At 73.7% G+C, this 25,274-nt stretch carries 23 protein-coding genes and 1 pseudogene; 12 read left to right on the plus strand and 12 right to left on the minus strand.

Annotated elements, in window-relative coordinates:
- Positions 1–81: 81 nt before the first annotated feature.
- Positions 82–417 carry a hypothetical protein gene (locus OG294_RS01680; RefSeq protein WP_327064557.1) on the minus strand — a complete coding sequence of 112 codons (336 nt, stop codon included), beginning with the start codon at positions 415–417 and terminating at the stop codon, positions 82–84.
- Positions 418–632: 215 nt separating this feature from the next.
- On the opposite strand from OG294_RS01680, the gene OG294_RS01685 reads away from it, so the two are divergent.
- Positions 633–2,480 (plus strand): AfsR/SARP family transcriptional regulator, encoded by a 1,848-nt coding sequence (locus tag OG294_RS01685; RefSeq protein ID WP_327064558.1) that lies wholly within the window; start codon positions 633–635, stop codon positions 2,478–2,480.
- Positions 2,481–2,538: 58 nt separating this feature from the next.
- Here OG294_RS01685 and OG294_RS01690 read toward each other — a convergent pair whose 3' ends face one another.
- Genes OG294_RS01690 through OG294_RS01700 form a run of 3 tightly spaced genes read right to left on the minus strand, consistent with a single transcriptional unit; the run spans position 2,539 to position 7,111 of the window.
- Complete coding sequence (locus OG294_RS01690; protein WP_327064559.1) at positions 2,539–3,216, minus strand: GAF domain-containing protein; 678 nt, start codon at positions 3,214–3,216, stop codon at positions 2,539–2,541.
- Positions 3,216–4,037, minus strand: a complete 822-nt coding sequence (locus OG294_RS01695; protein ID WP_327064560.1) for a S8 family peptidase — start codon at positions 4,035–4,037, stop codon at positions 3,216–3,218. Before OG294_RS01695 ends, OG294_RS01690 begins: the two co-directional genes overlap by 1 nt.
- Entirely contained in the window at positions 4,034–7,111 is a 3,078-nt protein-coding gene (locus OG294_RS01700; RefSeq protein WP_327064561.1) for an adenylate/guanylate cyclase domain-containing protein, read from the minus strand. The genes OG294_RS01695 and OG294_RS01700 overlap by 4 nt, the downstream gene beginning before the upstream one ends.
- 512 nt (positions 7,112–7,623) lie before the next feature.
- Here OG294_RS01700 and OG294_RS01705 point away from each other — a divergent pair.
- From OG294_RS01705 to OG294_RS01735, 7 genes and pseudogenes are all read left to right on the plus strand, one after another.
- Positions 7,624–8,808 carry a radical SAM protein gene (locus tag OG294_RS01705; protein WP_327064562.1) on the plus strand — a complete coding sequence of 395 codons (1,185 nt, stop codon included), beginning with the start codon at positions 7,624–7,626 and terminating at the stop codon, positions 8,806–8,808.
- A gap of 14 nt (positions 8,809–8,822) precedes the next feature.
- Positions 8,823–10,085 carry an MFS transporter gene (locus OG294_RS01710; protein WP_327064563.1) on the plus strand — a complete coding sequence of 421 codons (1,263 nt, stop codon included), beginning with the start codon at positions 8,823–8,825 and terminating at the stop codon, positions 10,083–10,085.
- Entirely contained in the window at positions 10,082–12,184 is a 2,103-nt protein-coding gene (locus OG294_RS01715; protein ID WP_327064564.1) for a prolyl oligopeptidase family serine peptidase, read from the plus strand. Before OG294_RS01710 ends, OG294_RS01715 begins: the two co-directional genes overlap by 4 nt.
- 124 nt (positions 12,185–12,308) lie before the next feature.
- Positions 12,309–12,998 (plus strand): annotated as a pseudogene (locus OG294_RS01720) (alpha/beta fold hydrolase); the annotation flags it as partial.
- A gap of 90 nt (positions 12,999–13,088) precedes the next feature.
- Complete coding sequence (locus OG294_RS01725; protein ID WP_327064565.1) at positions 13,089–13,430, plus strand: ArsR/SmtB family transcription factor; 342 nt, start codon at positions 13,089–13,091, stop codon at positions 13,428–13,430.
- A 3-nt stretch (positions 13,431–13,433) separates the two neighbouring features.
- Positions 13,434–13,940, plus strand: coding sequence for an SRPBCC family protein (locus OG294_RS01730; protein WP_327064566.1), 507 nt, complete (start codon positions 13,434–13,436; stop codon positions 13,938–13,940).
- On the plus strand, positions 13,940–14,605 hold the full coding sequence (locus OG294_RS01735) for a dihydrofolate reductase family protein (RefSeq protein WP_327064567.1): 666 nt from the start codon (positions 13,940–13,942) through the stop codon (positions 14,603–14,605). The genes OG294_RS01730 and OG294_RS01735 overlap by 1 nt, the downstream gene beginning before the upstream one ends.
- 107 nt (positions 14,606–14,712) lie before the next feature.
- Here OG294_RS01735 and OG294_RS01740 read toward each other — a convergent pair whose 3' ends face one another.
- From OG294_RS01740 to OG294_RS01755, 4 genes are all read right to left on the minus strand, one after another.
- Complete coding sequence (locus OG294_RS01740) at positions 14,713–15,924, minus strand: RNA polymerase sigma factor (RefSeq protein WP_327064568.1); 1,212 nt, start codon at positions 15,922–15,924, stop codon at positions 14,713–14,715.
- Between the two features lie 11 nt (positions 15,925–15,935).
- Entirely contained in the window at positions 15,936–16,280 is a 345-nt protein-coding gene (locus OG294_RS01745; RefSeq protein WP_327064569.1) for a YciI family protein, read from the minus strand.
- A gap of 10 nt (positions 16,281–16,290) precedes the next feature.
- Positions 16,291–16,875 carry a dihydrofolate reductase family protein gene (locus OG294_RS01750; protein ID WP_327064570.1) on the minus strand — a complete coding sequence of 195 codons (585 nt, stop codon included), beginning with the start codon at positions 16,873–16,875 and terminating at the stop codon, positions 16,291–16,293.
- A 167-nt stretch (positions 16,876–17,042) separates the two neighbouring features.
- The gene (locus OG294_RS01755) at positions 17,043–17,576 is read right to left on the minus strand and encodes a TetR-like C-terminal domain-containing protein (RefSeq protein ID WP_327071414.1); all 534 of its coding nucleotides are present in this window, start codon (positions 17,574–17,576) and stop codon (positions 17,043–17,045) included.
- 161 nt (positions 17,577–17,737) lie between these two features.
- On the opposite strand from OG294_RS01755, the gene OG294_RS01760 reads away from it, so the two are divergent.
- The 3 genes from OG294_RS01760 to OG294_RS01770 all read left to right on the plus strand — a co-directional run bounded on the left by OG294_RS01760 (position 17,738) and on the right by OG294_RS01770 (position 19,565).
- Complete coding sequence (locus tag OG294_RS01760; protein WP_327064571.1) at positions 17,738–18,748, plus strand: zinc-binding dehydrogenase; 1,011 nt, start codon at positions 17,738–17,740, stop codon at positions 18,746–18,748.
- 82 nt (positions 18,749–18,830) lie between these two features.
- Positions 18,831–18,977, plus strand: coding sequence for an SDR family oxidoreductase (locus tag OG294_RS01765; RefSeq protein ID WP_327064572.1), 147 nt, complete (start codon positions 18,831–18,833; stop codon positions 18,975–18,977).
- 141 nt (positions 18,978–19,118) lie between these two features.
- Positions 19,119–19,565: a universal stress protein gene (locus OG294_RS01770; RefSeq protein ID WP_327064573.1), complete on the plus strand. Its 447-nt coding sequence runs from the start codon at positions 19,119–19,121 to the stop codon at positions 19,563–19,565.
- Positions 19,566–19,666: 101 nt separating this feature from the next.
- Here OG294_RS01770 and OG294_RS01775 read toward each other — a convergent pair whose 3' ends face one another.
- Positions 19,667–20,944: a cytochrome P450 gene (locus OG294_RS01775; protein ID WP_327064574.1), complete on the minus strand. Its 1,278-nt coding sequence runs from the start codon at positions 20,942–20,944 to the stop codon at positions 19,667–19,669.
- Positions 20,945–21,160: 216 nt separating this feature from the next.
- Between OG294_RS01775 and OG294_RS01780 the strand changes: the two genes are divergently transcribed.
- The gene (locus OG294_RS01780; protein ID WP_327071415.1) at positions 21,161–21,898 is read left to right on the plus strand and encodes an SDR family oxidoreductase; all 738 of its coding nucleotides are present in this window, start codon (positions 21,161–21,163) and stop codon (positions 21,896–21,898) included.
- On the opposite strand, the gene OG294_RS01785 is transcribed toward OG294_RS01780, so the two are convergent.
- The 3 genes from OG294_RS01785 to OG294_RS01795 all read right to left on the minus strand — a co-directional run bounded on the left by OG294_RS01785 (position 21,885) and on the right by OG294_RS01795 (position 25,218).
- Entirely contained in the window at positions 21,885–23,090 is a 1,206-nt protein-coding gene (locus tag OG294_RS01785) for a cytochrome P450 (protein WP_327064575.1), read from the minus strand. The genes OG294_RS01780 and OG294_RS01785 overlap by 14 nt on opposite strands.
- Positions 23,091–23,244: 154 nt before the next feature.
- A complete protein-coding gene (locus OG294_RS01790; protein ID WP_327064576.1) occupies positions 23,245–23,820 on the minus strand; it encodes a hypothetical protein in 576 nt (191 codons plus the stop codon).
- A gap of 168 nt (positions 23,821–23,988) precedes the next feature.
- Complete coding sequence (locus OG294_RS01795) at positions 23,989–25,218, minus strand: cytochrome P450 (protein ID WP_327064577.1); 1,230 nt, start codon at positions 25,216–25,218, stop codon at positions 23,989–23,991.
- Positions 25,219–25,274: the final 56 nt, after the last annotated feature.

Below are 25,274 nucleotides of genomic sequence, written 5' to 3' on the forward strand. Positions count from 1 at the left end.
CCTCCGGGTACGAGGCGGTCCGGGTCGGCGAGAGCTGCCGGCCCGGACTGGCGATCGGGGTGGGACGCGGTGACGGGGTGGTCAGGACGCGCCGGACTGGATGCCGCAGGGCGCCGCGTCCTCGTCATCCCCACCAGCGCTGTGCGCCACCACATCACCCGGCACAGCCGCCACGCCGAACTGAACACCACACGGCGCCGCGTCCTCGTCATCCCCACCAGCGCTGTGCGCCACCACATCACCCGGCACAGCCGCCACGCCGAACTGAACACCACACGGCGCCGCGTCCTCGTCATCCCCACCGGCGCTGTGCGCCTCCACGTCGTCCGGGACGGCGTTGAACTGGATGACGCAGCCGTTTGCGGCGCCGTCCTCGTCATCGTCGCTGAAGTGCGCCTGCACGTCGGGGTTGCTCATGGGGACCTCCTCCGTCCGGGTCGAACCCGCGTCCGACACCACCGGCGACGCTAGGGGCGCCCGGTTGGGCCGCGGTATGCGCGCGGCTGCCTGGGGGCTTGGGCACGACGCACGGGACCTTTGCCGGTCCATCACTTCCTGCCCGCACTCTTGCGGGTCAGGGCCGCTTCGCCGAAGCTGACGGAACGGCCCGAACCGACTGCGAGGGGGACCGCATGCGCGGTGACGTCGTTCCGCCCGGTCGGCTGTGCTGTACGCTGCTCGGTCCGCTGCGGGTCAGCCGCGATTCGCGCCCGCTCGAACTCGGGCCCTACAAGCAGCGGTTGCTGTTGGCCGCACTCCTCTGTCGGGCCAACACGGTACTCTCGGTGGACCAGTTGATCGAGGCACTCTGGCCCGACGGCCAACCGCGCACCGCACGCAAGAACCTCCAGGTGTACGTCTCCGCGCTGCGCAAGATCATGCCCGACCACATCGACCACCTCCCCTACGGCTACACCCTCGTGGCGGATGCGGAGGAGTCCGACCTGCTGCGCTTCGAGGAGCTGACCGCCGCCGGCCGGCACGCGCAGCACCAGGGCGACCGGGCGGGTGCCGCGGAGCTGCTCGGCCGGGCGGTGCGGCTCTGGCGGGACCGGCCCCTGGTCGACCTGCTCGACAGCCCGTTCGCGGCCGAGGAGTCCCAGCGGCTGACCGAGCGCTTCCTGGCCGCCTACGAGGACTGGGCGGAGCTGGAGGTGGAGACCGGACGGGCGCACGGGCTGCTCGACCAGCTGGGCGAGCTGGCGGGCCACCACCCCTTCCGGGAGCGGCTGGTGGCGCTGCACATGACGGCGCTGGACCAGGTCGGCGGCCGGCGCAAGGCGCTGGCCTGCTTCGAGGCGCACCGCCAGTTCATCGCCCGGGAGCTGGGCCTGGACCCGAGTCCGTACCTGCGCCGCCTCTACCGGGAGATCCTGCTCGGCGAGTCGCCCGCTTCCCGGCCGGCCTCGGCGCCGACCGCTGCGGCGCCGGTCGGGGTGCGGATAAGACCAGCCCAACTCCCCTGCGACCTGTCCGACTTCGTCGGCCGGGACAAGGTGGTGGCGGAGTTGCGGGCGGCACTGACCGGCGCGGGGCCGTGTCCGGGCGTGGTGCTGGTCAGCGGGCCGGCCGGGTCCGGCAAGACGGCGCTGGCGGTGCACGCCGGCCACCTGGTGGCGGACCACTTCGCGGACGGCCAGGTGGTCTGCTCGCTCAGCCACCCGGACGGGACTCCCCGGCCCTGGCCCGAGGTGCTCGCCGAACTGCTGCGCAGTACCGGGCTGGAGATCGACCCGCCGGCCGGGGAGGCCGCCGCGCTGGCGCTGTGGCGCTCCTGGCTCGCCGAGCGGCAGTTCCTGCTGGTGCTGGACGGCGCGACCAGTGAGGCGGACGTGCGCCGGCTGCTGCCCGGGCGCAGCCGCAGCCGGACCCTGGTGACCACCGCCCGCCGGTTCGGCGCGCTGGAGTGCGTGCACCGCGTGGAGCTGGACGAGTTCAGCTCCGCCGAGGCCGGGGAGCTGCTGGCCCGGGTGCTGGGCGGGCCGCGGGTGGCGGGCCACGAGCAGTCGCTGGACCGGGTCCGGGAGCTCTACGGGCTGTCGCCCGCGGTGGTCCGGGCGCTGGCCGCGAAGCTGACCGTGCTCGGCCACCTGTCCCTGCGCGAGTACGCCGACCAGCTGGTGCGCCTGCCGGCCGCGCTGGACGAACTGCGGGTCGGCGAGGCCTGCCTGCACGACGGCTACCGCCGCTTCCACCAGGGGCTGGCCCCGGCGCAGCGGGCGGCCTTCGGGGCGCTGGGCGCGCTGCCTGCGGCCCCCTTCGACCTGGCGCGCCTGCAGGCGGTGATCGACGGGGTGGACGGTCTGAGCGGTCCGGCCCAGCGGGTGGCCGAGGAGCTGCTGGAGGCGCACCTGGTGAGCATCGCGGACGCCGGCGACGAGGCAGAGGTGGTGGCGCACACCGTCCGCTACCGGATCGCGCCACTCGCCCACCGCTACGCCGCCGCGCTGCACCGGGCCGCCACACCACCCGCGCACTGACAGGATATTGACGGTGAGTCAGATCGATCGAACGCCAGGTTCCCACCGGTGGTGAGCGCTACCGCGCCATCCCCGCCAGCACCTCGTGCAACGACTCCACCAGCCGCAGTCCGCTGGCCCGCCGGTCCGCCGGCAGCTCGGCGAGCAGCTTGACGATCCCGGCCAGCTGCTCGAACTCCCCGCCGCCCCTGGCCAGTGCACCGCGCGCGGCGCGGGCGCGCAGCAGCCCGGCCAGCGCCAGGCCGGCCTGGCCGGCGAAGGCACACAGCAGGTCCAGGTCGGCCAGGGTGGAGCGGGACTGCGGGTGCGGGTCGAGAACCTGGAGAACGCCGAGCACCTCCTCGCGGTGCAGCACGGGGGCCGCCATGATCGCGTCGGGCACGTAGCCGGTGCGCTCCGCCAGGTCCTGGGCGAAGAGCCGGTTGCCGGACAGGCCGTTGACCGTCATCGGCTCCCCGGTGTCCACCACCCAGCCGGCGATGCCGCGGTGGGCCGGGAAGCGGGTGCCGACCAGGAACTCCTCGCCCTCGCCGGAGACCGCCTCGAAGACCAGCTCGTCGCCCTCGCGGTCGAACAGGAAGATCGAGCTGGCCGCCGCACCGAAGATGGAGCGCGCCACCTGTACGACGGAGGACAGCAGTTCGCGGTCGTCGGGGCCGGGGTCGGCCAGCACGCCGGAGATCACCGCGGCCAGCGCCGCGGGGTCCAACGGGTCGCCCGCAGGCTGCTCGGTCATCATCGGGCTCCTCGCACGTTGGCTGCCGTCAGGTAGAGGATGGTCTTCAGCTCGAAGGTGGTCAGGTCCCGGTGTTTGGAGAGGATCAGCGCGCTGAGCCCGGCCACGTGCGGGGCGGCGAAGCTGTTGCCGGTGTTGCGGGTGCTGCCGCCGTTCAGCGCGGCGACCGGCACGGCCTGCCCGCGGGCGAAGAACTCCACCGGCGGGGTGGGGTTGTAGAGCACCAGGCTGGAGTCGTCCTCGGCGTGGCTGCCGACCGAGACCACCGAGGAGAACCGCCACGGAAAGCTCTCGACCCGGGCGTTGTGCGCGGAGGCGACGATCACCGAGCGGCGGAAGTAGGCCCGGTCGGCCAGCTCCCTCAGCCCCTGGCTGAACTGCGGGCGGGAGGTGGACAGGCTGAGGTTGATCACGTCGAAGCCCTGGTCGATCGCCCAGCCGAGCCCGGCCAGCAGGGCCTCGCCGCTGCCGCTGCCGTTCCCGCCCAGGATCCGCACGCTGTGCAGCTCGCAGGCCGGCGCGACCTGGCGCACGATCCCGGCGCAGGCCGTGCCGTGGCCGCAGATGTCCTCGGCGGGCACCGGCACCACCGTGGCCTCGCCGCCGCGCAGCACCACCGCGTGGCTGCCGGCCAGGTCACCGATCAGCGGGTGGCCGGCCTCGACGCCGCTGTCCACCAGGCAGACCCGCACCCCGGCGCCGTCCGCCCCGCTGAACGCCCATGCGGGGGTGATCCGTTCGGCTCCCGCGGCGGCGATCGCGATGTCCTGCGGGCGGCGGTCCAGCAGGTTCCAGGTGAGGGCGGCAGCGGGGGTCGTCACGGGGCGGCCCACTCGGCCAGCAGGCGGTCGGTGCGCGCCAGGGCCACCAGGTGCCCCTTGGCGGCGAACTGGCGGCGGGCCGCCAGCAGGGCGGCGCGGGCCTGCTCGGGCAGGCCGGCGGCCCGCCGGGCGTGAGCCAGGTCCAGCGCCGCGGTGCCGCGGTCGGCGGGCGAGTCGGTGCGGTGCGCGAGGCGGACCGCACGGCGGGCCAGCGCCAGCGCCTGGGCGTGCTCGCCGCGCAGTGCGTGGATCCGCGCCCGCACCCCGCACCAGTCGGCCGCCGTGCTCGGCTGGTCCTGCGGCACCGTCAGGCCGCCGAGGAGCGCCGTGGCAGCCGCGCAGTCGCCGTCCGCCAGTCGCAGCCGGGCCAGCTCCAGCGCGCAGCTGCGCGCCAGCGGCTGGGCCTGCATGGCGCGGGCCGCTGCCAGTGCCTCGGTCAGCGCCCGCGCGGCCCGGGCGGGCTCGTCGGCCAGTTGGGCCAGCATTCCCTCCAGCAGCGGCCCGAAGGCGCGGCCCTCGGCGTGCGCGAGGGTGTCCATCGCCTGCCGGGTGGCGGCCAGGCTCTGGGCCGCCAGGTCGGCGTGGCCGCGCACCGCGTGCAGCACGGCGAGCGGGAAGCCGAGCGTGCTGCGCACCGCCGGCCGATCGGCGCCGTGCGCCGCCAGCAGGTCCCGGCAGCGGGCCACGGCGGTGTCGGCCGGCTCGGGGCCGCGCCAGAGCGAGAGGCCCATGGTCCCCAGGGTGTTGGCCACCTCCCGGTCGGCCGCGGCGGCCAGCGCGTGGCTCAGCGCCCGGTCCAGCTCGTGCAGCGCCCGCGCGTGGCGGCCGCGCTGCCGGTGGCCGCCGGCCAGCACCAGCGCGCCCCGGGCCAGCCCCAGCCGGTCGCCGGTGCCCACGAAGACCGGCAGGGCTTCGGCCGCGGCCCGCTCCAGCTCGCGCTGGTCGCGGGCGGCGGCGGCCAGGTGCAGCCGGGCGTGGGCGGCCACGCCCGGCGCGCCGACGGCCTCCGCCTCGGCCACCGCCCGGGTGAGCGCCGCACGGGCCTCGGCCGCGCTGCCCATGGTCAGGTGCACCTCGCCCAGGCGCTGCAGCAGTTCGGGGCGGCCCGCGTCGCCGGGCTCGGTCAGCTCCGAGGCCCGCTGGAGCAGCGCCAGCGCCCGGGGCAGGTCGACCCGGCCCAGCGCGCCGGTGCCGGCCCGGACCAGGTGCCGCACCGCCCGGCGGCGCAGCGTCGCGGTCGCCTGGTCGAGTCGCCCGACCGCGCTCAGGTAGCGGTGCGCCTGCTCCAGGTGGGTGCCGACCAGGGCATCGGGCCGTCCGGTGGCCAGCAGGAACTCGGCGTAGCACTGGTGCAGTTCGCCGCGCCGCAGCTTGGTCAGCCCCTCGTAGGCGACCCGTTGGGTGATGCCGTTGACGAAGCAGTGGACCGACCCCGCGGTACGGCGGACCGGCTGGACCAGCCCGCGCCGGGTGAGGGTGCGCAGCACGGCGGTGCGTTCGGCCTCGTCGCCCTCGGTCAGCTCGGCCAGGTCCGCGGCGTCGAACTCGCGCCCCACCACGGCCGCGTGGCGCAGCGTGCGCCGCTCGGCCTCGGCCAGCCGGTCGATCCGGGCCGCCAGCAGCGCCTGCAGGGTGGGCGGCAGCTGCTGCACCGAGCCGGTCTCCTCGACGGTGGCCGCCAGTTGCTCCAGGTAGAGCGGGTTGCCGTCGGCCTGGGCGACGATCTGCTCGGTGGCGGCGCCGTCGTGCAGCGCGAGGTCGACCAGGTGGGCGGCCAGCACCGCCGAATCGGCCGCGGACAGGCCGGTGAGGGTCACGGTGCTGGTGTTGGCCAGGCCGCTGCCCCAGCCGGGACAGGTGTCGACCAGCTCGGGACGGGCCAGGCAGAGCAGCAGGATCGGCAGCCCGCGCACCTCGTCGACCAGGCGCTCCAGCAGGTCGATCAGCGGCGGCTCGGCGTGCTGCAGGTCGTCCAGGACCAGCACGACCGGGTGGGCGCGGCTGCGCTCGGTCAGCACCTGGGCGATCGCCGCGCAGGTGGCGTCGACCGACGGGGCCGGGGCGCCGTCCAGCAGCAGCCCGCCGCGCAGCAGGGCGACCGCCGCGGTGGTCCGCTCGTCCGCGGCCGGCTCGGCGACCAGCGGTTCCAGGCAGCCGGCCAGCGCCTGCAGCGGACCCTCGGTCCCGCCCGCCCGGCAGCGCCCGGTGCCGACCGGACCGGTGTCCGGGGCGGTGCGGCGCAGCCACTCCTCCACCAGCCGGGACTTGCCGATGCCGGCCTCGCCGAGCAGCGTCAGCACGTGCACGTCGCAGCCCTCCGCCACCCTGCGCCAGGCCAGGTCGAGTTCGTTCAGGTACCGGTCGCGCCCCAGGAACGGCACGTCGAAGCGGCGCGCCCGCTCCGGGTCGGGGGCACTCAACCCCAGCAGTCGCCCGGCCTCGACCTGGTGGGCCACGCCTTTGAGGTGCAGCGCGCCGACCCGCTCGACGGCGGGTCCGGGCCCGGCCGCGCGCCAGGTCCGGTCGCTGAGCAGCACCGCGCCCGGTTCGGCCGCCGCCTGCAACCGGGCGGCGATGTTGACGACTTCGCCGGAGACCAGCGCCTGCCGGCGGGCCGGGTCGACGGTGGTGACCGCTTCGCCGGTGTGCACCCCGATCCGGATCCGCAGCCGGACACGGTGCTCGCGTTCCAGCTCCGTGTTGAGCCCCTCCAGCGCGGCGGGCAGCTCCAGTGCGGCGGCCAGCGCCCGGTGGGCGTCGTCCTCCCGGGTCGCGGTGAGGCCGAAGACGGCCATCACGGCGTCCCCGATGAACTTCTCCACGATCCCGCCGTGCGCCTCGATCCGCTCGCGCATCAGCGCGTAGTAGCGCAGCAGAATGGTGCGCAGCAGCTCGACGTCGAGCAGTCCGGACAGCTGGGTGGAGTCGACCAGATCGCAGAAGAGCACGGTGACCACCCGGCGCTCCTCGGCCGCCTGCGCGCCGTCGACCGGGAGGCCGCAGTGGGCGCAGAACCTCGCCCCCGCGGGCAGGTCCACACCGCAGGACGCGCAGCCGCCCGGCTGGATGGTCATCTGTCAGACCGTCAGATCGCCGATGCACCACGGCATTTCGCCGGACTCTTCGTCCAGTGCGTGCAGTACGACGTCGGGTTCGGTCGGCTCGTCGGCGGCCTCGGCAGCCCCCGCGACCCCCGCGACCCCGGCGGCCCCCGCAGCCGGCGCGCTCCGCGCGGGAGCAGCACGATCGTCGAGCGGCGGACCTGCGGGTGTGGACCCAGCAGGCATCGGCCCGGCAGGCGTCGGCCCGGCGGGTGTCGGTCCAGCAGGCGTCGGCCCAGCAGGTGTCGGCCCCGCGGGTGTCGGTTCGGTCACCTCGATCAGGCCCCTTCGCTGACGCCGGGCGGGCTCCCGGTAGGGTTCGAGGCTAGGGCGGAGCGCCTGGCCCCCGGTTTGCGTCCGGTATGCCGCCGGCGTCCGCCCAGCGGTCAACTCTGCGCATACCGAGGCCAAACCGCGCGCTCCTAGCCTCCCCGCCGTACCGCGCACGCCAGGACGGCGACCGCCCGTGACCTCCGGAGGTATCAGTGATCGGCACCCGGCTGGACGACGTCGACGCGCCGCGGATGATCAGGACCGAGCGCGGCTGGTGGTTCATCGGCAACGGCACCTGGACCCTGCTGAAACCCGAACACGTCCTTCCCGACGGTTCGTTGCGTGCGGACATCGACACATTCCTGCGCGACGAGGGCGCCTTCCGCGAACGCACCACCAAGTCCTTCTCGCTCACCGTGCTCACCAGCACCGCCTGCAACCTCGGCTGCGGCTACTGCTTCCAGAACACCGGCCAGGACCCTGAAGGCGGCCACCGGCCACCGCGGATCGAGCGGCAACTGCTGGACACCCGCACGATCGACCGGATCGTCGGCTTCACCGCCCCGCGGATGGCGGACGCCGGCCTCGAACGCCTCTTCCTGCTGCTGTTCGGCGGCGAGCCGCTGCTCAACCCGGCCGGGTGCCTGGAGCTGCTGCGGCGCTGCCGGTCGATCGGCCTGCACCGGGCGGCGATGACCAGCAACGGCGTGCTGCTGCACCCGCGCCGGGCGGTCCAGCTCCACGACGCCGGGCTGCAGGCGGTGCAGATCACCTTCGACGGCAGCCGGACGGACCACGACGCCACCCGGGTCACCCACACCGGCGGCGGCACCTTCGACCGGATCGTGGCCAACGTGGCGAGCGCCACCGAACGGACCGGCCTGCGCTGGAACTTCCGGGTCAACGTCTCGCACCACAACGCCGACCGGGTCGGGGAGCTCTTCGCCCAGCTGGAGGGCCGCACCGACCCCAGCCGCTGCACCGTCACCTTCGCCTGGGTCGGCGACTCCGGCATCGGCTACCAGAACGACCTGGGCCGCACCGCCTCCGTCGCGGACCGCTTCGTCGAGTGGAGCATCGAGAGCCTGGAGCGCGGCTACCGGGTGGTGCGCCCCTCGATGCACACCACCTGCCAGATCTGCTCGACGCCCGGCGGCGCCCAGGGCGCGGTGGTCAACGCCGACGGGACCCTGTTCAGCAGCTGGCAGTCGGCGGGCAAGCCCGGCATGGAGGTCGGCCACATCGACCACGGCTACCTGGACCCGACGAGCGTGCCCGAACGCTGGGTCAGCTGCGGCTACGAGTACGCCCAGGCCGACACCGGGGTGATGGACCGCTTCCAGGACGAGGTCGACGGCCGGGTCCTGGACTACCTGCTCGCCAGCGGCCGGCTGTGAAGGGGAGGACGGCCGTGGCGGCGCTGCGTGATCACGTGCTCTGGAGCAACCCGGACCTGCGCCGGTCCTTCCTCGGCAACCTCACCTCCAACCTCGGCTCCGCGATCTCCGGCCTGGCCTTCCCGCTGCTGGTGCTGAGCCTGGGCGGCAGCGCGGTCCAGGCGGGCCTGGTGGCCACCGTCTCGCTGGTCACCCGGCTCGGCTTCCGGCTGCCCGCCGGCGCCCTGGTCGACCGCTGGAACCGGCGGGTGGTGATGATGGCCACCGACCTGGTGCGCTGCGCCACGCTGGCGAGCATCCCGCTGGCCGCGCTCTGGTCCACCCCGCAGTACTGGCAGCTGCTGCTGGTCGCCGTGGTGGAGGGGCTGGCCTCCGCGCTGTTCGGACCCGCCAACTCGGTGCTCACCCGCGACGTCGTCAGCGAGGAGCAGCTCTCCCAGGCACTCGGCGCGGACCAGGCGATGCTGAACACGGTCTCGCTGGCCGGGCCCGCGCTCGGCGGCGTGCTGTTCGCCGTGGACCGGATGCTGCCGTTCGCCGTCGACGCCGTCAGCTACGCCGCCTCCGCGCTGCTGATCCTGCGCATCACCGTCCGCCCCGCGGCCGCGCCCGGCGCCGCGGAGCCCACGGAGCCGGCGGAGCGCGGCGCGACCGCGGGCCTGCGCTGGCTCGCGGCCCACCGCGAGCTGCTGGTGGTCCTGTTCTACGCGGCCGTGGTCAACCTGGTCGCAGCCGCCGTCGACGTGGTGGTCATCCTGGAGCTGCGCGAACGCGGCGCCTCCGGCACCGTGATCGGGGCGGTCATCGCCTGCATCGGGGCCGGCGGGATCGTCGGCGCACTGTTCGCGCCGTGGCTGGTGCGGCGGCTGAGCATCCCGGCCATGGTGCTGGCCATCGGCGTGATCTGGACCGCCGAGCTGGCGGTGTTCACGGTGGCGTTCCAGCCGGTGCTGGTCGGGGCGCTGCTCGCCGTGATGATGCTGCTCTCCCCGGCAGCCGGGGTGGCGGTCTTCCAGGCCCTGCTCGGCAAGACGCCGCGGCACCTGGTCGGCCGGGTCAGCGCGGCCACCAGCCTGTTGCTGAACGGCCTGGCCGCGCTCGGCCCGGTGGCGGCCGGCGCGGCGTACCAGGCGATCGGCGGCACCCGGACCTGGCTGGTGCTCGCCCTGCTGACCGGCGCGGCCACCTTCGGCGGCTGGCTGGCCCTGACGGCCACCAGGGCGCGAGCCGTCGCCGACAGCGCCGTTCTCGCCCACGCCGAGGGAGACCGCCCGTGAGCGACACCCGCGCCGCCGACCCACCCGCCCAGCAGCCGGGCCGGCCGGGCCAACCGGGCCAGCCGGGCCAACCCGCGGATCCGTACCGCTGGCTGGAGAACGCCGACGATCCCGCGGTGCGGGAGTGGACCGAGAAGCAGGAGGCCGCCTATCGCGCCGCGGCCGACGGCTGGCGTTCGCGGGCGGGCGCGCGGGAGCGGCTGCGCGTCCTCCTCGACCGGGTCGGCACGCCCTCGGCGCCGCGGCCGGCCGGCGACCGGCTCTTCCTGGCCCGCTGCCGCCCCGGCGGCGAGCTGCCGGAGCTGGTGGTGGTCGAACCCGACGGCACCGAGCGGGTCCTGGTCGATCCGGCCCTGGTCGACCCGAGCGGCAGCACCACCCTGGAGGAGTTCGAACCCTCCTGGGACGGGCGGCTGCTCAGCTACCAACTGGCCCCCGGCGGCACCGAGAACGCCGTGCTCCTGGTGCTGGACGTCGACTCGGGCCGACTGCTCGACCCGCCGATCGACCGGGTCCGCCGCAGCACGGTCGCCTGGCTGCCCGACAGCAGCGGCTTCTACTACGTGCGCCGGCTGCGCGCCGAGGACCAGTACCACCGGCGGGTCCGGCTGCACCTTCTCGGCACCGATCCCGACACCGACCCGGTGGTGTTCGGTGCGGGCCGGGAGGGCACCCAGCACTACACCGTGCGGATCAGCCCCGACGGACGCCTGCTCGCCGTCAGCGCCGGTGCGGGCACCGCGCGCCGGCGCGACCTCTGGCTCGCCGACCTGACCGGCGCACCGCCCGAGGCGCCGCGCTGGCGCCCGGTGCAGCAGGACCTGGACGCCCGCACGGTGCTGCGCCCGCGCCGCGGCCCCCTGTGCCACCTCGTCACCGACCTCGACGCCCCGCGCGGCCGGCTGGTCACCACCACCGCCGACCGGCCCACCCCCGACACCTGGCGGGACCTGATCCCGCAGGACCCGCACGCCGTGCTGGAGGACTTCGCCGTCCTCGAGGGCGCCGACCTGGACCGCCCGCTGCTGCTGGTCGTCCGGACCCGGCACGCCGTCTCCGAGGCCACCGTCCACGACCTCGCCGACGGGCGCGAGCTCACCCGCCTGCCGCTCCCGCCCTGCAGCACGGTCGGCCGCCTGCGCGTCGCCGCCCAGGACGCGCACGAGGCCTGGTTCACCTGCACCGGCTTCGCCACCCCGACCACGGTGCTGCGCTACGACGCACGGACGGGCGAGTTGACGCCGTGGCAGGAGCCCTCCGGCGCCGCCGCTCCTTCCGCCGGCACCGCGGGCACCGCGGGCACCGGCACCAACACCGTCCAGACCACCTTCACCTCCCGCGACGGCACCCCGGTGCGGATGTTCGTCCTCTCCCCCACCGGCGCCCCCGACCGCCCCCGCCCCACCCTGCTCACCGGCTACGGCGGCTTCGGCCAGTCGCTCACCCCCGTCTACTCCCCCGAGGCCCTCGCCTGGGTCCAGGCCGGCGGTGTCTACGCGGTGGCCAACCTGCGCGGCGGCGGCGAGGAGGGCGAGGAGTGGCACCGCGCCGGAACCCTCGACCGCAAGCAGAACACCTTCGACGACTTCCACGCCGCCGCCGACCACCTGGTCGACGCCGGCTGGACCACCCCCGAGCGCCTCGGCCTCTGGGGCTCCTCCAACGGCGGCCTGCTGGTGGGCGCCGCGCTCACCCAGCGCCCGGCGGGCTGCGCGGCGGCGGCCTGCGTGGCGCCGCTGCTGGACATGGCCCGCTACGAGCTCTCCGGACTCGGGCCCAGCTGGGTCGGCGAGTACGGCAGCGCGGCCGACCCTGGGCAACTCGCCACCCTGCTCTCCTACTCCCCCTACCACCACGTCCGCCCCGACACCGCCTACCCCGCCGTCCTGCTCGCCGTCTTCGACGGCGACAGCCGGGTCGACCCCCTGCACGCCCGCAAGATGTGCGCGGCCCTGCAACACGCCACCACCAGCGCCCGCCCCGTCCTGCTCCGCCTCGAACGCGGCACCGGCCACGGCGCCCGCTCCACCTCCCGCCTGGCCGACCTCTACGCGGACCTGCTCGCCTTCTTCGCGGAGCAACTGGGGCTGCCGCTGTAGAGGCCGTGCGGTGAGGGTCAGTTGATCACCAGGAGTCCCGGTTTCGCAGCGCGGTGACGACCACTCCCCTAGGGTCGACGGTCATGGTTGATCTCTACCCTCCGAGGAGTCCCTACGACACTGGCAGCACCTGATCGACGACATGGAGCGGCTGCGCGAGCACCTCGGCATCGAGAAGTGGCTGCTCTGCGGCGGCTCCTGGGGCTCGACACTCGTGCTGGCCTATGCACAGCAGCACCCCGAGCGAGTCAGCGAGATCGTCGTCTCAGCGGTGATGATCGCCGACCGCTCCGGGGTCGACTGGCTCTACCGGGGCGCCGGGCGGTTCCATCCCGAGGCGTGGGACCGCTTCCGCGACGGCGTTCCCGAGGATGAGCGGGACGGCGACCTGCCGGCGGCGTACGCGCGGCTGATGGAGAACCCTGACCGGGCCGTCCGGGAGAAGGCCGCAGCCACCTGGCTCGCCTGGGAGGACGCGGTCATCTCGACCGAGCCCAACGGCGTGTCCGGCCTGTACAGCGATCGCGAGGTCGACGCGCAGATCGCGTTCGTCCGGATCTGCGCCAACATCCTCGGCAACAACGCATGGCTGGAGGACGGTCAACTGCTGCGCAACGCCCACAAGCTGGCCGGGATCCCCGGGGTGATGGTCCACGGCCGACATGACATGAGCTGCCCGGTCCAGGCGCCGTGGGAGCTGGCGAAGGCGTGGCCGGATTCGCGACTGCACATCATCGAGGACTGCGGGCACGCCGGAAGCCAGGCGATGCACCAGGCGTCCCGGACGGCCATCGAGGAGTTCAAGAACCGGTGACGGCCTGATCGTGCCGCCACCGTCACCCGACCGGACCCACTGGATTCCTCTCCGCTTGACGCATGCCGATATGGGCATATGATCGCTGTTATGGCACGAGCAGCGACGACATCGGACGTCTTCAACGCGATCGCCGAGCCGCAGCGCCGGGAGATCCTGGCGCTGCTGCGGGCGGGCGAGCGGCCGGTGACCGAGCTGGCTCAGGAGCTGGGGATGACCCAGCCGCGGGCGTCCAAACACCTGCGGGTGCTCCGGGAGGTCGGGCTGGTGCGGGACCGCAAGGCGGGCAAGCAGCGCCTCTACGGCCTGGACGCCCGTGGGCTGCGACCGGTCCACGACTGGGCCGGCGGGTTCGAGCGGTTCTGGAACGAGAGCTTCGACCGGCTGGACAGCTACGTGCAGGACCTCAAGCAGACACGGCAGGAGGAATGACCGATGGCAGGGGCAAGCCAGGAAACGCGGGCGGAGCCGGCGACGGCGGACCGGGAGATCGTGGTCTCCCGGGTCGTCGACGCCCCACGGGAGCTGGTGTTCGAGGCGTTCACCGAGGTCCGGCACCTCTCGCAGTGGTGGGGTCCGCAGGGGTTCACCACCACCACGCGGTCCTTCGAGTTCCGCGAGGGCGGGGAGTGGGTCTTCGTGCTGCACGGGCCGGACGGAACCGACTACTCCGAGTGGATCCGCTGGCAGCGGATCGCCCCGCCGGAGCGGATCGTGCTGCTGCACGGTGAGTCCCGCGACGACCCGAACGCCTTCGAGTCGGTCCTGACCTTCGCACCGGACGGCGCGGCGACCCGGATCGAGATGCGCACGCTGTTCCCCACCAAGGAACTGCGCGACGAGGCGGTCGAGAAGTACCACGCCGTCGAGGGCGGCCGGCAGACCCTGGGCAACCTGGCTGCCTACGTCACCGAGACCCTCCGGAAGGGAGCTGAGCGCTGATGGCCGGCAAGGTGTTCTTCAGCGTGTCGATGTCGCTGGACGGGTTCATCGCCCCCGAGTCCCCGTCCGTCGCGAACTTCTTCGCGCCCGAGAAGCAGGACGACCCGCAGGTCCGGCGCTGGATGGCGCAGTGGACGGAACTGCAGCAGTGGATCTTCCCGCAGCGGTTCTTCCGGGAGAACCTGCGGCTCGGCGAGGGCGGCGAGGAAGGACTCGACAACGACATCGCGCGGCAGACGTACGAGCGCACCGGCGCGAGCGTCATGGGCAAGCGCATGTTCGACCTCGGCGAGCAGTCGTGGCCGGAGGAGGCGCCCTTCCACACCCCGGTGTTCGTCGTGACGCACACCGAGCGCGACCCGTGGGTGCGGCCCGGCGGCACCACCTTCCACTTCGTCAACGACGGCATCGAGCGCGCCCTGGAGCAGGCCCGCGAGGCCGCCGGCGAGCGCGACGTGCGCATCGCCGGCGGCGGCGCGACGATCCTGGAGCACCTGAACGCCGGCCTGGTCGACGAGTTCTCGATCACCCTGTCACCCGTGCTGTTCGGGTCCGGAACCCGCCTGTTCGACGGCGTGGACGCGTCCAGGATCGCGCTGGAGCCGATCCGTTCGGAGCCGTCGCCGCGGGTGACACACCTGACCTACGCCGTGCGCCCACGCTAGGCCGTGTCTCACAATTCCCGCCAGGCGCGCGAATTGTGAGACACGGCCCAGCACGCCTGCCCGGCGGATCCTGCCGGAGATGTGCCTGCCGTGCTGCACCGGGGCGGTCACCCGGGTGCTTCGCCGAGCCGGTCGCGCCGGGCGATCAGGTAGGCGTGTTCCGCCTGGTTGTCGGTGAGCCGGGCTGCGGCCTCGAAGGCCTGCCGGGCCTCGCCTCCCCGCCCGAGGCGGGCGAGGAGGTCGCCGCGGATCGCGTGGAACAGGTGGGAGGTGCCGTGGTCCAGGTCGTCCACCAGCCGCAGTGCCGCCGCGGGACCCTCGACCTCGGCGAGGGCGACCGCGCGGTTGAGGGCGACCATCGGACCGGGGTCGAGCCGCGCGAGGTGGTCGTAGAGCGCGAGGATCTGCGTCCAGTCGGTGACCGGGTCGGTGTGCACGGCGTTGATCGCGGCGAGCAACTGGTAGCGGCCGGGCCGGTTTCGGCGCAGGCAGGCGCGGACGATCGCCCTGCCCTCGGCGATCAGGCCGGCGTCCCACCACGAGCGGTCCTGGTCGGCGAGCCGCACCAGAGCGCCGTCGGCGTCGGTGCGCGCGGGGCGACGCGCCTCGGTCAGCAGCATCAGCCCGAGCAGTCCCGCGGCCTCCGGCTCGTCCGGCATCAGCTCGACCAGCAGCCGGGCGAGCCGGATCGCTTCGATGCACAGGTCGCCGCGGGCGAGCTCTGCGCCGGAGGTGGCGACGTAGCCCTCGTTGAAGATCAGGTAGAGCACCGCGAGCACCGCGTCGAGCCGTTCGGGCAGGTCGGCCTCGTACGGCACCCGGTAGGGGATGTGCGCGTCGCGGATCTTCGCCTTCGCCCGCACGAGCCGCTGCGCCATCGTGGCTTCGGACACGAAGAAGGCGCGGGCGGTCTCGGCCGTGGTGAGCCCGCCGAGCAGCCGCAGGGTGAGCGCCACCTGGGCGGGGCGGGCCAGCGCGGGGTGGCAGCAGGTGAACACGAGCCGCAGCCGGTCGTCGGGCACGGCGCCCCCTTCGACGGGTTCGGCCGCCGGGGTGCCGATGCGTGCGGCCTCGGCGTACTTGTGCGCGCGAACGGCTTCGCGGCGCAGGTGGTCGATGGCCCGGTTGCGGGCGGTGGTGATGATCCAGCCGGCCGGGCTGGGCGGGGCGCCGTCGACCGGCCACTTGAGCAGCGCGGTCGCGAAGGCGTCGGCCACCGCGTCCTCGGCCAGGTCGATGTCGCCGAGCCCGCGCACGAGGACGGAGACGGCTCTGCCGTACTCGGCGCGGAAGACGGCCGCGATCTGTTGGGGCGTCATCGGACTGCGGCTCAAAACGGTTCGACGTCCTGGAACGGGCGGACCTCGATCGGCAGCGTCGTGGCGGCTGCCGCCTTGCGGCCCCAGGAGAGCGCCGCGTCCAGATCGGGCGCGGTGATCACCCAGATGCCGCCGATGCACTCCTTGCCCTCGACGTACGGACCATCGGTCATCATGCCGTCGGCCCGCACCACCGTGGCGGTGCCGGGCGCGTGCAGGCCGCCGGTGAACACCCACGAGCCGCTCTCGCGCAGCTCCTCGTTCAGCCGGTGCAGGTCGGCGGTGATCCGGGCCATGGTCTCGGCGTCGGGCGCCGGGCCGTCCGGCTGGTAGATCGAGAGCAGGTACTGCGGCATGGTCCCTCCCTTATCGGCGGGTGTAGCGGGCGATGATCACGCCCGTGGTGGTGGGGACGGAGTCGGTGAGCTCGAACTCGGTCAGCGGCGCGGGGCCCTCGAACAGGCGCGTGCCGCCGCCCAGGGTCAGCGGGTGGATCAGCAGCTGGTAGTGGTCGATCAGGCCGGCGGCGTGCAGGGCGTGGACCAGCGAGGCGCTGCCGATGATCGACAGGTCGTTGCCGGGCCGGGTTTTGAGGTCGGCCACCGTCTCGGCGGCCTCCCCGCTCAGCAGGATCGAGTTCTGCCAGGCGTCGGCGTCCTCGAGGGTCCGGGACACGACGTACTTCGTGGCGGCGTTCATGTGCGCGGTGAACGGGTTGCCGTCGGTCGCGCCCGCCCACACGGTGATGAAGTCCTGCCAGGTCCGGTGGCCGAAGAGCATGTCGCCGGGCCTGGCCATGCTCTGGCTCATCTCCCGGCCCATGACCTGGTCGTTGTACGGCCCGCCCCAGCCCCCGTGGGCGAATCCGCCGCGGGTGTCCTCATCCGCGCGTCCGAGGCCTTGGACCACCCCATCGAGGGTGACCGACATCGTGGCCGTGACAGACCGCATGACCTGCTCCTTCCATCCGCGGACCGCTCCTGTGCGGCTCGACTCACCCTCTGGACGAACAGCCCTCGGCGAAATCGACACCAGCCACGACACCAGATTCGCGGTTGCCGCGGCGGAAGCGGCGCAAGCGGCACGCACGCTGCGGCAGGCGCGCCGCGGCTGCCGGGTCAGGTGCGCGCGCCGTCAAGGACCAGGTCGACCAGGCGCGGCACCAGGGTCGCCTCCAGCGGTTCACCGGTGAGCAGGACCCGGGCGAGCAGGGGGCCCGCGATGGCTTCCACCAGGAGGTGGGGGTCGGTGTCGGCCGGCAGCTCTGCTCGGTCGATGCCGCGCCGGACGAGGGTTTCGGCGCGTTCCAGGCGGGCCTGCCAGTAGGAGCGCCGCCCCTCCTCCAGGTCGCTCTCGCCGCGCACCGTGCCGAGGTGCAGCAGTGCGCTGCCGGCCGGCGTCGCCAGGTACCGGGCCAGCGCTGCGAACAGCAGCGACAGGTCGGTGCGCACGTCGCCCGTGTCCGGTGCCGGGAGCGCGGTGTCCGAGTGGGTGGCCAGCGCGTCGAAGATGAGGTTCTCGCGGGTCCTCCAGCGCCGGTAGACGGAGGTCTCGTGGACGCCGGCCGCGCGGGCGACGGCGGCCACCGTGGTCGCGGCCAGGCCCTGCGTGGTGAGCAGGTCGACAGTGGCGGCCAGGACGGCCTGCCGCATCCGTTCACCGCGGCGCCGCAGCGGCGGTGCCTCTCTGTCGTCCGTCACACCATCGAGCCTAACGCAAGCTCTCTTGCGATACGAAACCCACGGACGTACGTTGGAAAGCAAGACGACTTGCGATAGGACGCAGGCCGCCGAGACGAACGGACGGACCCGCCATGGACCTCATGCGCGCCGCGCGGCTGCACCTCCCCTCCCACACCCTGGCGATCGAGGACGTGCCCAGGCCCGTGCCCGGCGCCGGGCAGGTGCTGGTGAAGGTCGAGGCAGCGGGCGTGTGCCTGTCCGACGTCCACCTGATCGACGGCACCCTCACGCCGACCTACCCGCCGGGCGACTCCGTCACCCTCGGACACGAGGTCGCCGGGACCATCGCCGAACTCGGACCGGACGTGACCGGCTGGACGGCCGGGCAGCGGGTCGTGCTGCAGGCGGGCGAGGCGCGCGACGGCCGTCTCCTGACGCGAGGTGTCGACTACGACGGCGGCTGGGCCGAGTACACGCTGGCCGGCATTGGGACACTGTTCGCGCTGCCCGACGCGATCCCGTTCGAGCAGGCCGCGATCATCCCGGACGCGGTCTCCACCCCCTGGGGAGCCATCACCACCACCGCCGGGGTCCGCCCGGCGCAGGCCGTGGGCGTGTGGGGCGTCGGCGGGCTCGGCGCCCACGCCGTCCAGCTGCTGCGCGCCGTCGGGGCCTGCCCGATCGTCGCCGTCGACCCGGCACCGGCCGCCCGTCGGCGGGCCCTGGAGTTCGGCGCCGACCTGGCCCTGGACCCCGCCGACCCCCGGCTGCGCGAGCAGGTCCTGGCCGCCACCGGCAACCGGGCGCTGGAGGCCGCGTTCGACTTCGCCGGCGTCGCGGCCGTCCGCGAACAGGCCCTGACCGTCCTCGCCCCCAAGGGGCGCCTGGTCCTGGTCGGACTGACCGACAAGCCACTGACCGTCACCGACGGCACCCGCTTCAGCTACCTGCAGCACCAGATCCTCGGCCACTACGGCTCCGAGGACAACGCCGTCCCGCAGCTGATCGCCCTGGCCGAAGGCGGCCGGCTGGACTTCTCACGCTCCATCACCGACGTGCTGCCGCTGGCCGACGCCGCCGAGGCCGTCCGGCGCCTGCACACCAAGGAAGGCGACCCGATCCGCCTGATCCTGCGCCCCTGACCACCTGCCCACCCGCGCGGGCACGGGAAGCCACTGCTCACCCGCCCGCCTCCGGTAGCGGCATCCGCACCCTGACCGCACGATGCGGACGCCGATGGGGCGGTTCGGCACGCTGGAGGAGGCTGCCGGGGCGATCGCCTTCCTCGCCGGGGATGATTCGGGCTTCATCACCGGAGCCGCACTGCCGCTCGACGGCGGCATCTCGCAGGCGTTCACCGTCCCGGAGTGACCGGAACGAGCGCAGTGACCGGTGGCGATCCCCTCGTGAGGGCTCCAAGGCTCCTGACGCGCCACCGGCGTACGGTGGCCGGTCGAGCCGTTTCCGGGGATGGTGGAAAGGGCACCCAGGGGCGGACGGAGGTGAGCGACGATGACCGAGGAAGCGATCGAAGCGCCTCGGATCGTGGTCGGTGTCGACGGTTCGGACTCGTCCAAGGCCGCACTGCGGTGGGCCGTGCGGCAGGCGGAGCTGACCGGCAGCGCGGTCGAGGCGCTGACCTCCTGGGAGCTGCCCAAGACCTACGGCTGGCCCTCCCCCTCGGCCGAGGTCCCCGACTACGAGAAGGACGCGGGCCAAGCCCTCGCCGAGACCATCCGCACAGCGGTGGGTACCGGTCATCCGGTTGAGATCCGCCCGCTGGTGGTGCGCGGCCACGCCGCGGCCGCACTGCTGGACGCCGCCGACGGGGCGACGCTCCTGGTCGTCGGCAACCGCGGGCACGGCGGCTTCGCCGAGGCCCTGCTCGGGTCGGTGAGCCAGCAGTGCGTCCAGCACGCCAGCTGCCCGGTGGTGGTGGTCCGCGGCCCGGGGAGCTGACGGATCCCGGTCCGCCGCGCCGCGCGCTGGCGCCCCGAGGGTCCAGCGGGCCGCGTCCTGGGCCGGTCGCCCCGCCCCCGCACGGTTCGGTGGAGTGCCGGCTACCGGGCGGAGCATGCGACGCGGATCGCGCCGGTCCGGACCGGGACGGCTTCGTAGCAGCGTTCCAGCAGGACGCCTCGCCAGCGCAGTGCGCTTTCCGGGACGGCGAGCCGCAGCGTGGGGAGGCGTTCGAACAGCGAGGTCAGGGCAGTGGCCACTTCCATCCGGGCCAGCTGCGCTCCGGGGCAGTAGTGGGCACCGCGGCCGAACGCGAGGTGGGCACGTCGGCCGTGTCCGCGGGCGGCGAGGGCGTCCGGGACGGGAAAGACCCGGGGGTCGCGGTTGGCGGCGGCCAGGCCGACCAGGACGACCGAGCCCTGCGGGATCGTGGTCGCGCCGATCGTGACGGACTCGGTGGCGAAGCGCCAGGCGGCGAAGGCGAACGGGCTGGTGAGGCGCAGGATCTCCTCGACGAGACGGCTCGCGTCCGGCTCGTGCGCCAAAGCGCCGAGCGGATCGGTGGTGCGCATCAGCTCGATCGCCCCGGCGGTGATCGCGGTGGTGGTCGAGGCGATGCCGCCCGAGAAGACGCCCCAGGCGACGGACGCCAGCTCCTGCGGGGACAGGTCGCCGCGGTCACAGCTCCGCAGCAGCCGGGTGAGCAGGTCATCGCCCGGTTCCCGCCGTTTGGCCCCGATGATGCGTGCCCAGAGCCGGAACAGCTCCTCGCGGTCCCGGTGCACGGCCGGCAGGTCGGGGTCACGGGCGGTGACCATGGAGATCGTCAGCTCGGTCAGCCGGGGGACGTGCCCGGCTCCGACGCCGAGGATCTGCGCCGTCACGCGGGCGGGCAGCGGCCGGGCGTAGTCGGCCACCAGATCGGCGGTGTCCGCCTCGGCCAGCTCGTCCAGCAGTTCCGCGCAGACCCGGTCGACGAGTGGCCGCCAGCGCAGCGTGGCGCTGCGTGAGAGCAGCGGCCCCAGGACGGCGCGCAGTCGTGCGTGGTCAGGGCCGTCGCTGTTGAGCAGGTGGCGGCCCTCGACGGCGAAGATGTCGTCGGGGTAGCGCCTGCCGCCGAAGCCCTGGTCGGCCGTGGGCAGTCGGCGCATGTCATGGGCCAACCGTGGTTCCGTCAGGGCCTGCTGCGCCTCGGCGTGGCCGGTGACCAGCCATGCCACGAGTCCGCCGGGAACGACGACTTGTTGGACCCGGGCCTGCTCACGCAGCACCCGGTAGTCGCGGTGTGCGTCCCAGCGTTCGGGTTCGCCGGTGACCAGCTGGGCGTAGGGGCAGGCCGAGGTGGCGAAGGCGCCTCCCGGCGGCTGTTGTTGGGACACGAGGGCTCCATCGCGGTGGCAGGGAGAGCGGTCGTTTCGTGTTCCCACCCTGTCCCCCGCGGTGTCGGGCGACGCCGTGCGGTAGCCCCCGCGGCCCAGACGGGTCACTCGAACGGGTGAGGCGGCGTGCCGCCCGGGGATCACCGGGCGCCGACCCCGGATGATCACTGGTCGGTGGCTTTTCGGTGACGAGGCGTTCGGGAGGCGAGCGTGCGGGTGAGAGGCTCGGTCGCGCTGGTCACCGGTGCGAATCGGGGGCTCGGGCGGGCGTTCGTCCGTGCACTGTTGGAGCGTGGCGCGCGGACCGTCTACTGCGCTGCGCGTGATCCTCGCGGGGTCGGTGAATCCGGTGGCGTTCCGGTCCGGCTCGACATCACCGTGCCCGAGCACGTGGCGGCGGCAGCGGCCACGTGCTCCGACGTGACGTTGTTGATCAACAACGCCGGTGTGCTGATGAGCAGTCCGTTCCTGGCGGTCGACCGTACCGGAGCCGCCGAGACGGAGATGGGGGTGAACTACTTCGGCACGCTGTCCATGTGCCGGGCCTTCGCCCCCGTTCTCGGGCGCAACGGCGGAGGAGCGCTGGTCAACGTGCTGTCCGCGGCCAGCTGGATCACCTTGCCGAGCATGGGCTCGTACTGCGCGTCCAAGGCAGCCGCCTGGGCGCTGACCAACGGCGCCCGCGTCGAGCTGCGCGCTCAGGGCACGCTGGTGGTCGCGGTTCATTCCGGGTTCATCGACACGGAGATGGCCGCCGCGGTGGGCGGATTCAAGATCGGTCCCGAGACGGTGGCCGCCCGCGCGCTGGATGCCGTGGAGGAGGGCCGGGAGGAGGTCCTGGCCGATGAGCGCACCCGGCGGATCAAGGCTGCCCTGCCGAACGACCTGGAGCTGATCTACCCGGACGTGCAGGAGCGGTGGGACCGACGGGAGCGCCCCCTCAGCGAGGGGTGAGCGCGACGGGGAGGTCGTTCAGGCCGCGGACGGCGGCGGTGATGTCCTTGTGGGACGGGTCCCCGGCCAGCTCCAGGTGGCGGGTGCGGGCCAGCAGGTGTCCCAGGGCGAGGCCGGCCTCCAGGCGGGCCAGTGGTGCGCCGAGGCAGAAGTGGATGCCCGCTCCGAACGACAGGTGCGGGTTGGGCGCGCGTCGCAGGTCGAGTCGCTCGGGCCGGGCGAAGGCGCGCGGATCGCGGTTGGCGGATCCGATGAGCAGCGCGACGGGGGTGCCCGGCGACAGGGCGGTGCCGGCCACGGCGGTCTCCTGCTGGACGGTGCGGAAGGTGATCTGGATCGGCGAGTCGTAGCGCAGGAGTTCGTCCATGGCGGCGGGGTCGAGCAGGCCGTCGGTGGTACGGGCGCGGGCTGCTTCGAGTTGGGCGGGGTGCCGCAGCAGGGCGAGGGCGCCGTTGGCGATGATGTTGGCGGTGGTCTCGTAACCGGCCATCAGCAGCAGCGCGCACATGGGGATCAGGCCGCGCGGGGTGAGGGTCGGGCCCGAGTCGGCATGGGAGATCAACTGGCTGAGCAGGTCGGGGCCGGGGTGTCGGCGCCGGTGGGTGATCTGCTCACGCAGGTAGGCGACGAAGACGGCGGCGGCCTGTCGGGCGGCGGCGAGGTCGGGCCCGCTGATGGAGTAGGGCGGATCGAGCAGCCGGCCGATCGGCGGCGTCTGGGCCCGGATCCAGGGCTGGTCCTGCTCGGGCAGGTCGAAGAGGCTGCAGATGACGCGCAGCGACAGCGGGTAGGCGAACTCGCCGAGCAGGTCGACGTGTCGCTTCTGCAGCGCGGTGTCGAGCAGGTCGTCGACGAATCCGCTGATGCGGGGTGCGAGCGCGCTGATCGTCCGGGGGCCGAAGAACTGGGCGGCCACCCGGCGCAGCGGACCGTGCTCGGGCGGATCGAGGCCCAGGAAGGAGAAGATCCGGTTGGGTGCGGTGGTCGGCCCGTGGCCCAGGCGGGTGTCGCGCAGTGCGGCGGAGACGTCGCGGTGGCGGGTGACCACGGTCAGGCCGTGCGGGCCCTGGCACAGTGGCGCCGACTCCCTGGCCAGGGCGTAGCGGCTGTAGGGGTCGGCGTGCAGGGCGGGGTCGAAGGGGTCGAAGTACCGCTCCCGGCCGGTGGGGAGGCTCTGGATGGTCTGGGTCATGGGCGGGTGTGTCCCCTGGTTCGAGTCGTCGTCCGGGCCCGTGGCCGGGTGGGGTGACTACTGGCGCGGGCCGGTGCGGGCGGAGACGGCCCTCGGGTCGTGTCCGCCCGCACCGGCCCGCGCCTTCGCGGTGCTGCCAGATTTCCGGTCAGGGTCAGAGCTTGGAGAAGGTGACGACCGAGGTCTGCGACTTGCTGCTCTCGCCGGCCTGGGTTCCGCAGCCGGTGCCGCTGGAGGTCCCGGTGATGGTCGAGGCGTAGCCGGCGAACTTGGTGCTGCCGACGTCCGTGGTGCCGCTGATCGTCACGGCGCCGGTGCCGTCGGCGTCGAGTTCGTCGAACTTGGTGTAGGTGCCCGTGGTCCTGGTGCCGTCGGACCAGTCGACCTCGACGGTGTAGCTGCCCGATGTCTCGTCGCCCGTGCACTCGGCTGCGGCGATCGAGCCGCTGAACTTGGTCGTGCCGCGGGCGAGGAGCTTGCCGCCGACGTCGAGGCAGGTGATGGTCCCGGTGCCGCGGTACGTCTCGGACTGCGGGTTGTCGGTACTGCCCGGGTCAAGGGGCTGGGCGAAGGAGTCGGTGGAGGTGGAGCTGCAGGTGGCGACGAGGGTCGCGGCGGAGGCGGTGGTGGGGGCCGCGAGCGCCAGTCCACCGGTGAGCAGACCGGCCGCGCTGGCAGCGGCGAGCAGCCGGGACACGCGGGCCGCGGACTTGGGGGCGAGCAGGAGCATGGGGTCCGTCCGTTTCGGGAGGTCGCGCTGGGGACAGCGCCGTTGCCGGTACGCATTGATTCGACTACGCACCGTTCTGTCCTCAGTAGATCGGTGCACTCCCGCCCTCGGCAACCGTGAAGGCCCGAACGGACCCTGTGCGGGTGCCGCCGGCCCGAGCAGTCCCGGTCAGGGGCCGAGCGTGACGGGCAGGGTGGTCCAACCGCGCATGGTGATGCGGTGGTTGCTCTGGGGCGGGCCGGCCGCCCGCAGCCCCGGGAAGCAGCGGAACAGGGCCGGCAGGATGACCCGTGCCTCCATCCTGGCCAGCACGGCGCCCAGACAGTAGTGGGCGCCGCCGCCGAAGGAGAGCAGTTGGCCGGTGTCGCGCCGCAGGTCGAAGGCGTCGGGTTCGGGGAAGCGCTCCGGGTCGCGGTGAGCGGCCGCGAGCAGTACCAGGACCTCCTGACCGGCCTTCACCGGCAGGTCGCCGACGGCGGTGTCCCGGCGGGCGATCCGGGTGAACAACTGCACCGGCGGGTCGTGGCGCAGGGTCTCCTCCACCGCGGCAGCGGCGGCGCGCGGATCCTCGGCGACGGCGGCGGACTGTCCGGGGTCGGCCATCAGGGCGCTGATCGCATGGTCGAGCAGGACGGTCGTGGTCTCGAAGCCCGCGGCCATCGCGAGGGTCAGTGCTGCTTCGGACTCGTCCTGCGTCAGCCGGCCGGCTGCCTGGGCCCGGGCCAGCTGGGAGGCGAGGTCGTCCCCGGGGCGTCGGCGGCGCTCGGCCAGCAGCGCGGAGAGGTAGGGGCGAAGAGCCGCGGCGGCCGTGTCGCAGCGTTCCAGGGCGCGGGTGTCGACGTACGGGTCGAGCAGCGCGAGCAGCGGTTGGACCAACTCGTAGACCCAGCCACTGTCCTGGGCGGGCACGCCGGTGAGAGTGCAGGCGACCGCCAGGGGCAGCGGCAGGGTGAGCAGCGCGTGCAGGTCGACGCAGCGGCCGTCGGCAGCGAGCCGGCCCAGGGCCTCGAGCCGCTGCCCGGTGATACCGCGCACCAGGTGCTCCAACTCATGGAGGCGCTGGGGGGTGAAGGCGGCCGACATGACCTTGCGGACGCGCAGGTGGTCCGACCCGTTGCAGAACAGCATGGCGGCACCGAACAGGCGCATCCCGGCGCTGGAGCGCCAGTGGGGAGTGTGCGCGTCGAACCAGGCCGCGTCCTTCACGGCGAAGGCGGGGTCGCGGGCGATCGAGGCCGCGTCGGCGTAGCGGCTGAACACGTACGTCCCGGTCGCGGTGCGGTGCACGGGGGCGCACTCGCGCAGCTGCGCGTACCAGGGGTAGGGGTCCGTGCGGCCGGTGGGCGAGAACATCCGGCGCAGCAGGCTGTCAGGTCCGAGGCTGGTGCTGGTGGGCACGCGGGTCCCTTCTGGTGCTGGTGCGTGCGGTGTTCCGGAGGGCGGGCGCCCGGGAC

Source organism: Kitasatospora sp. NBC_01302 (assembly GCF_035976515.1).
Classification (GTDB): Bacteria; Actinomycetota; Actinomycetes; order Streptomycetales; family Streptomycetaceae; genus Kitasatospora.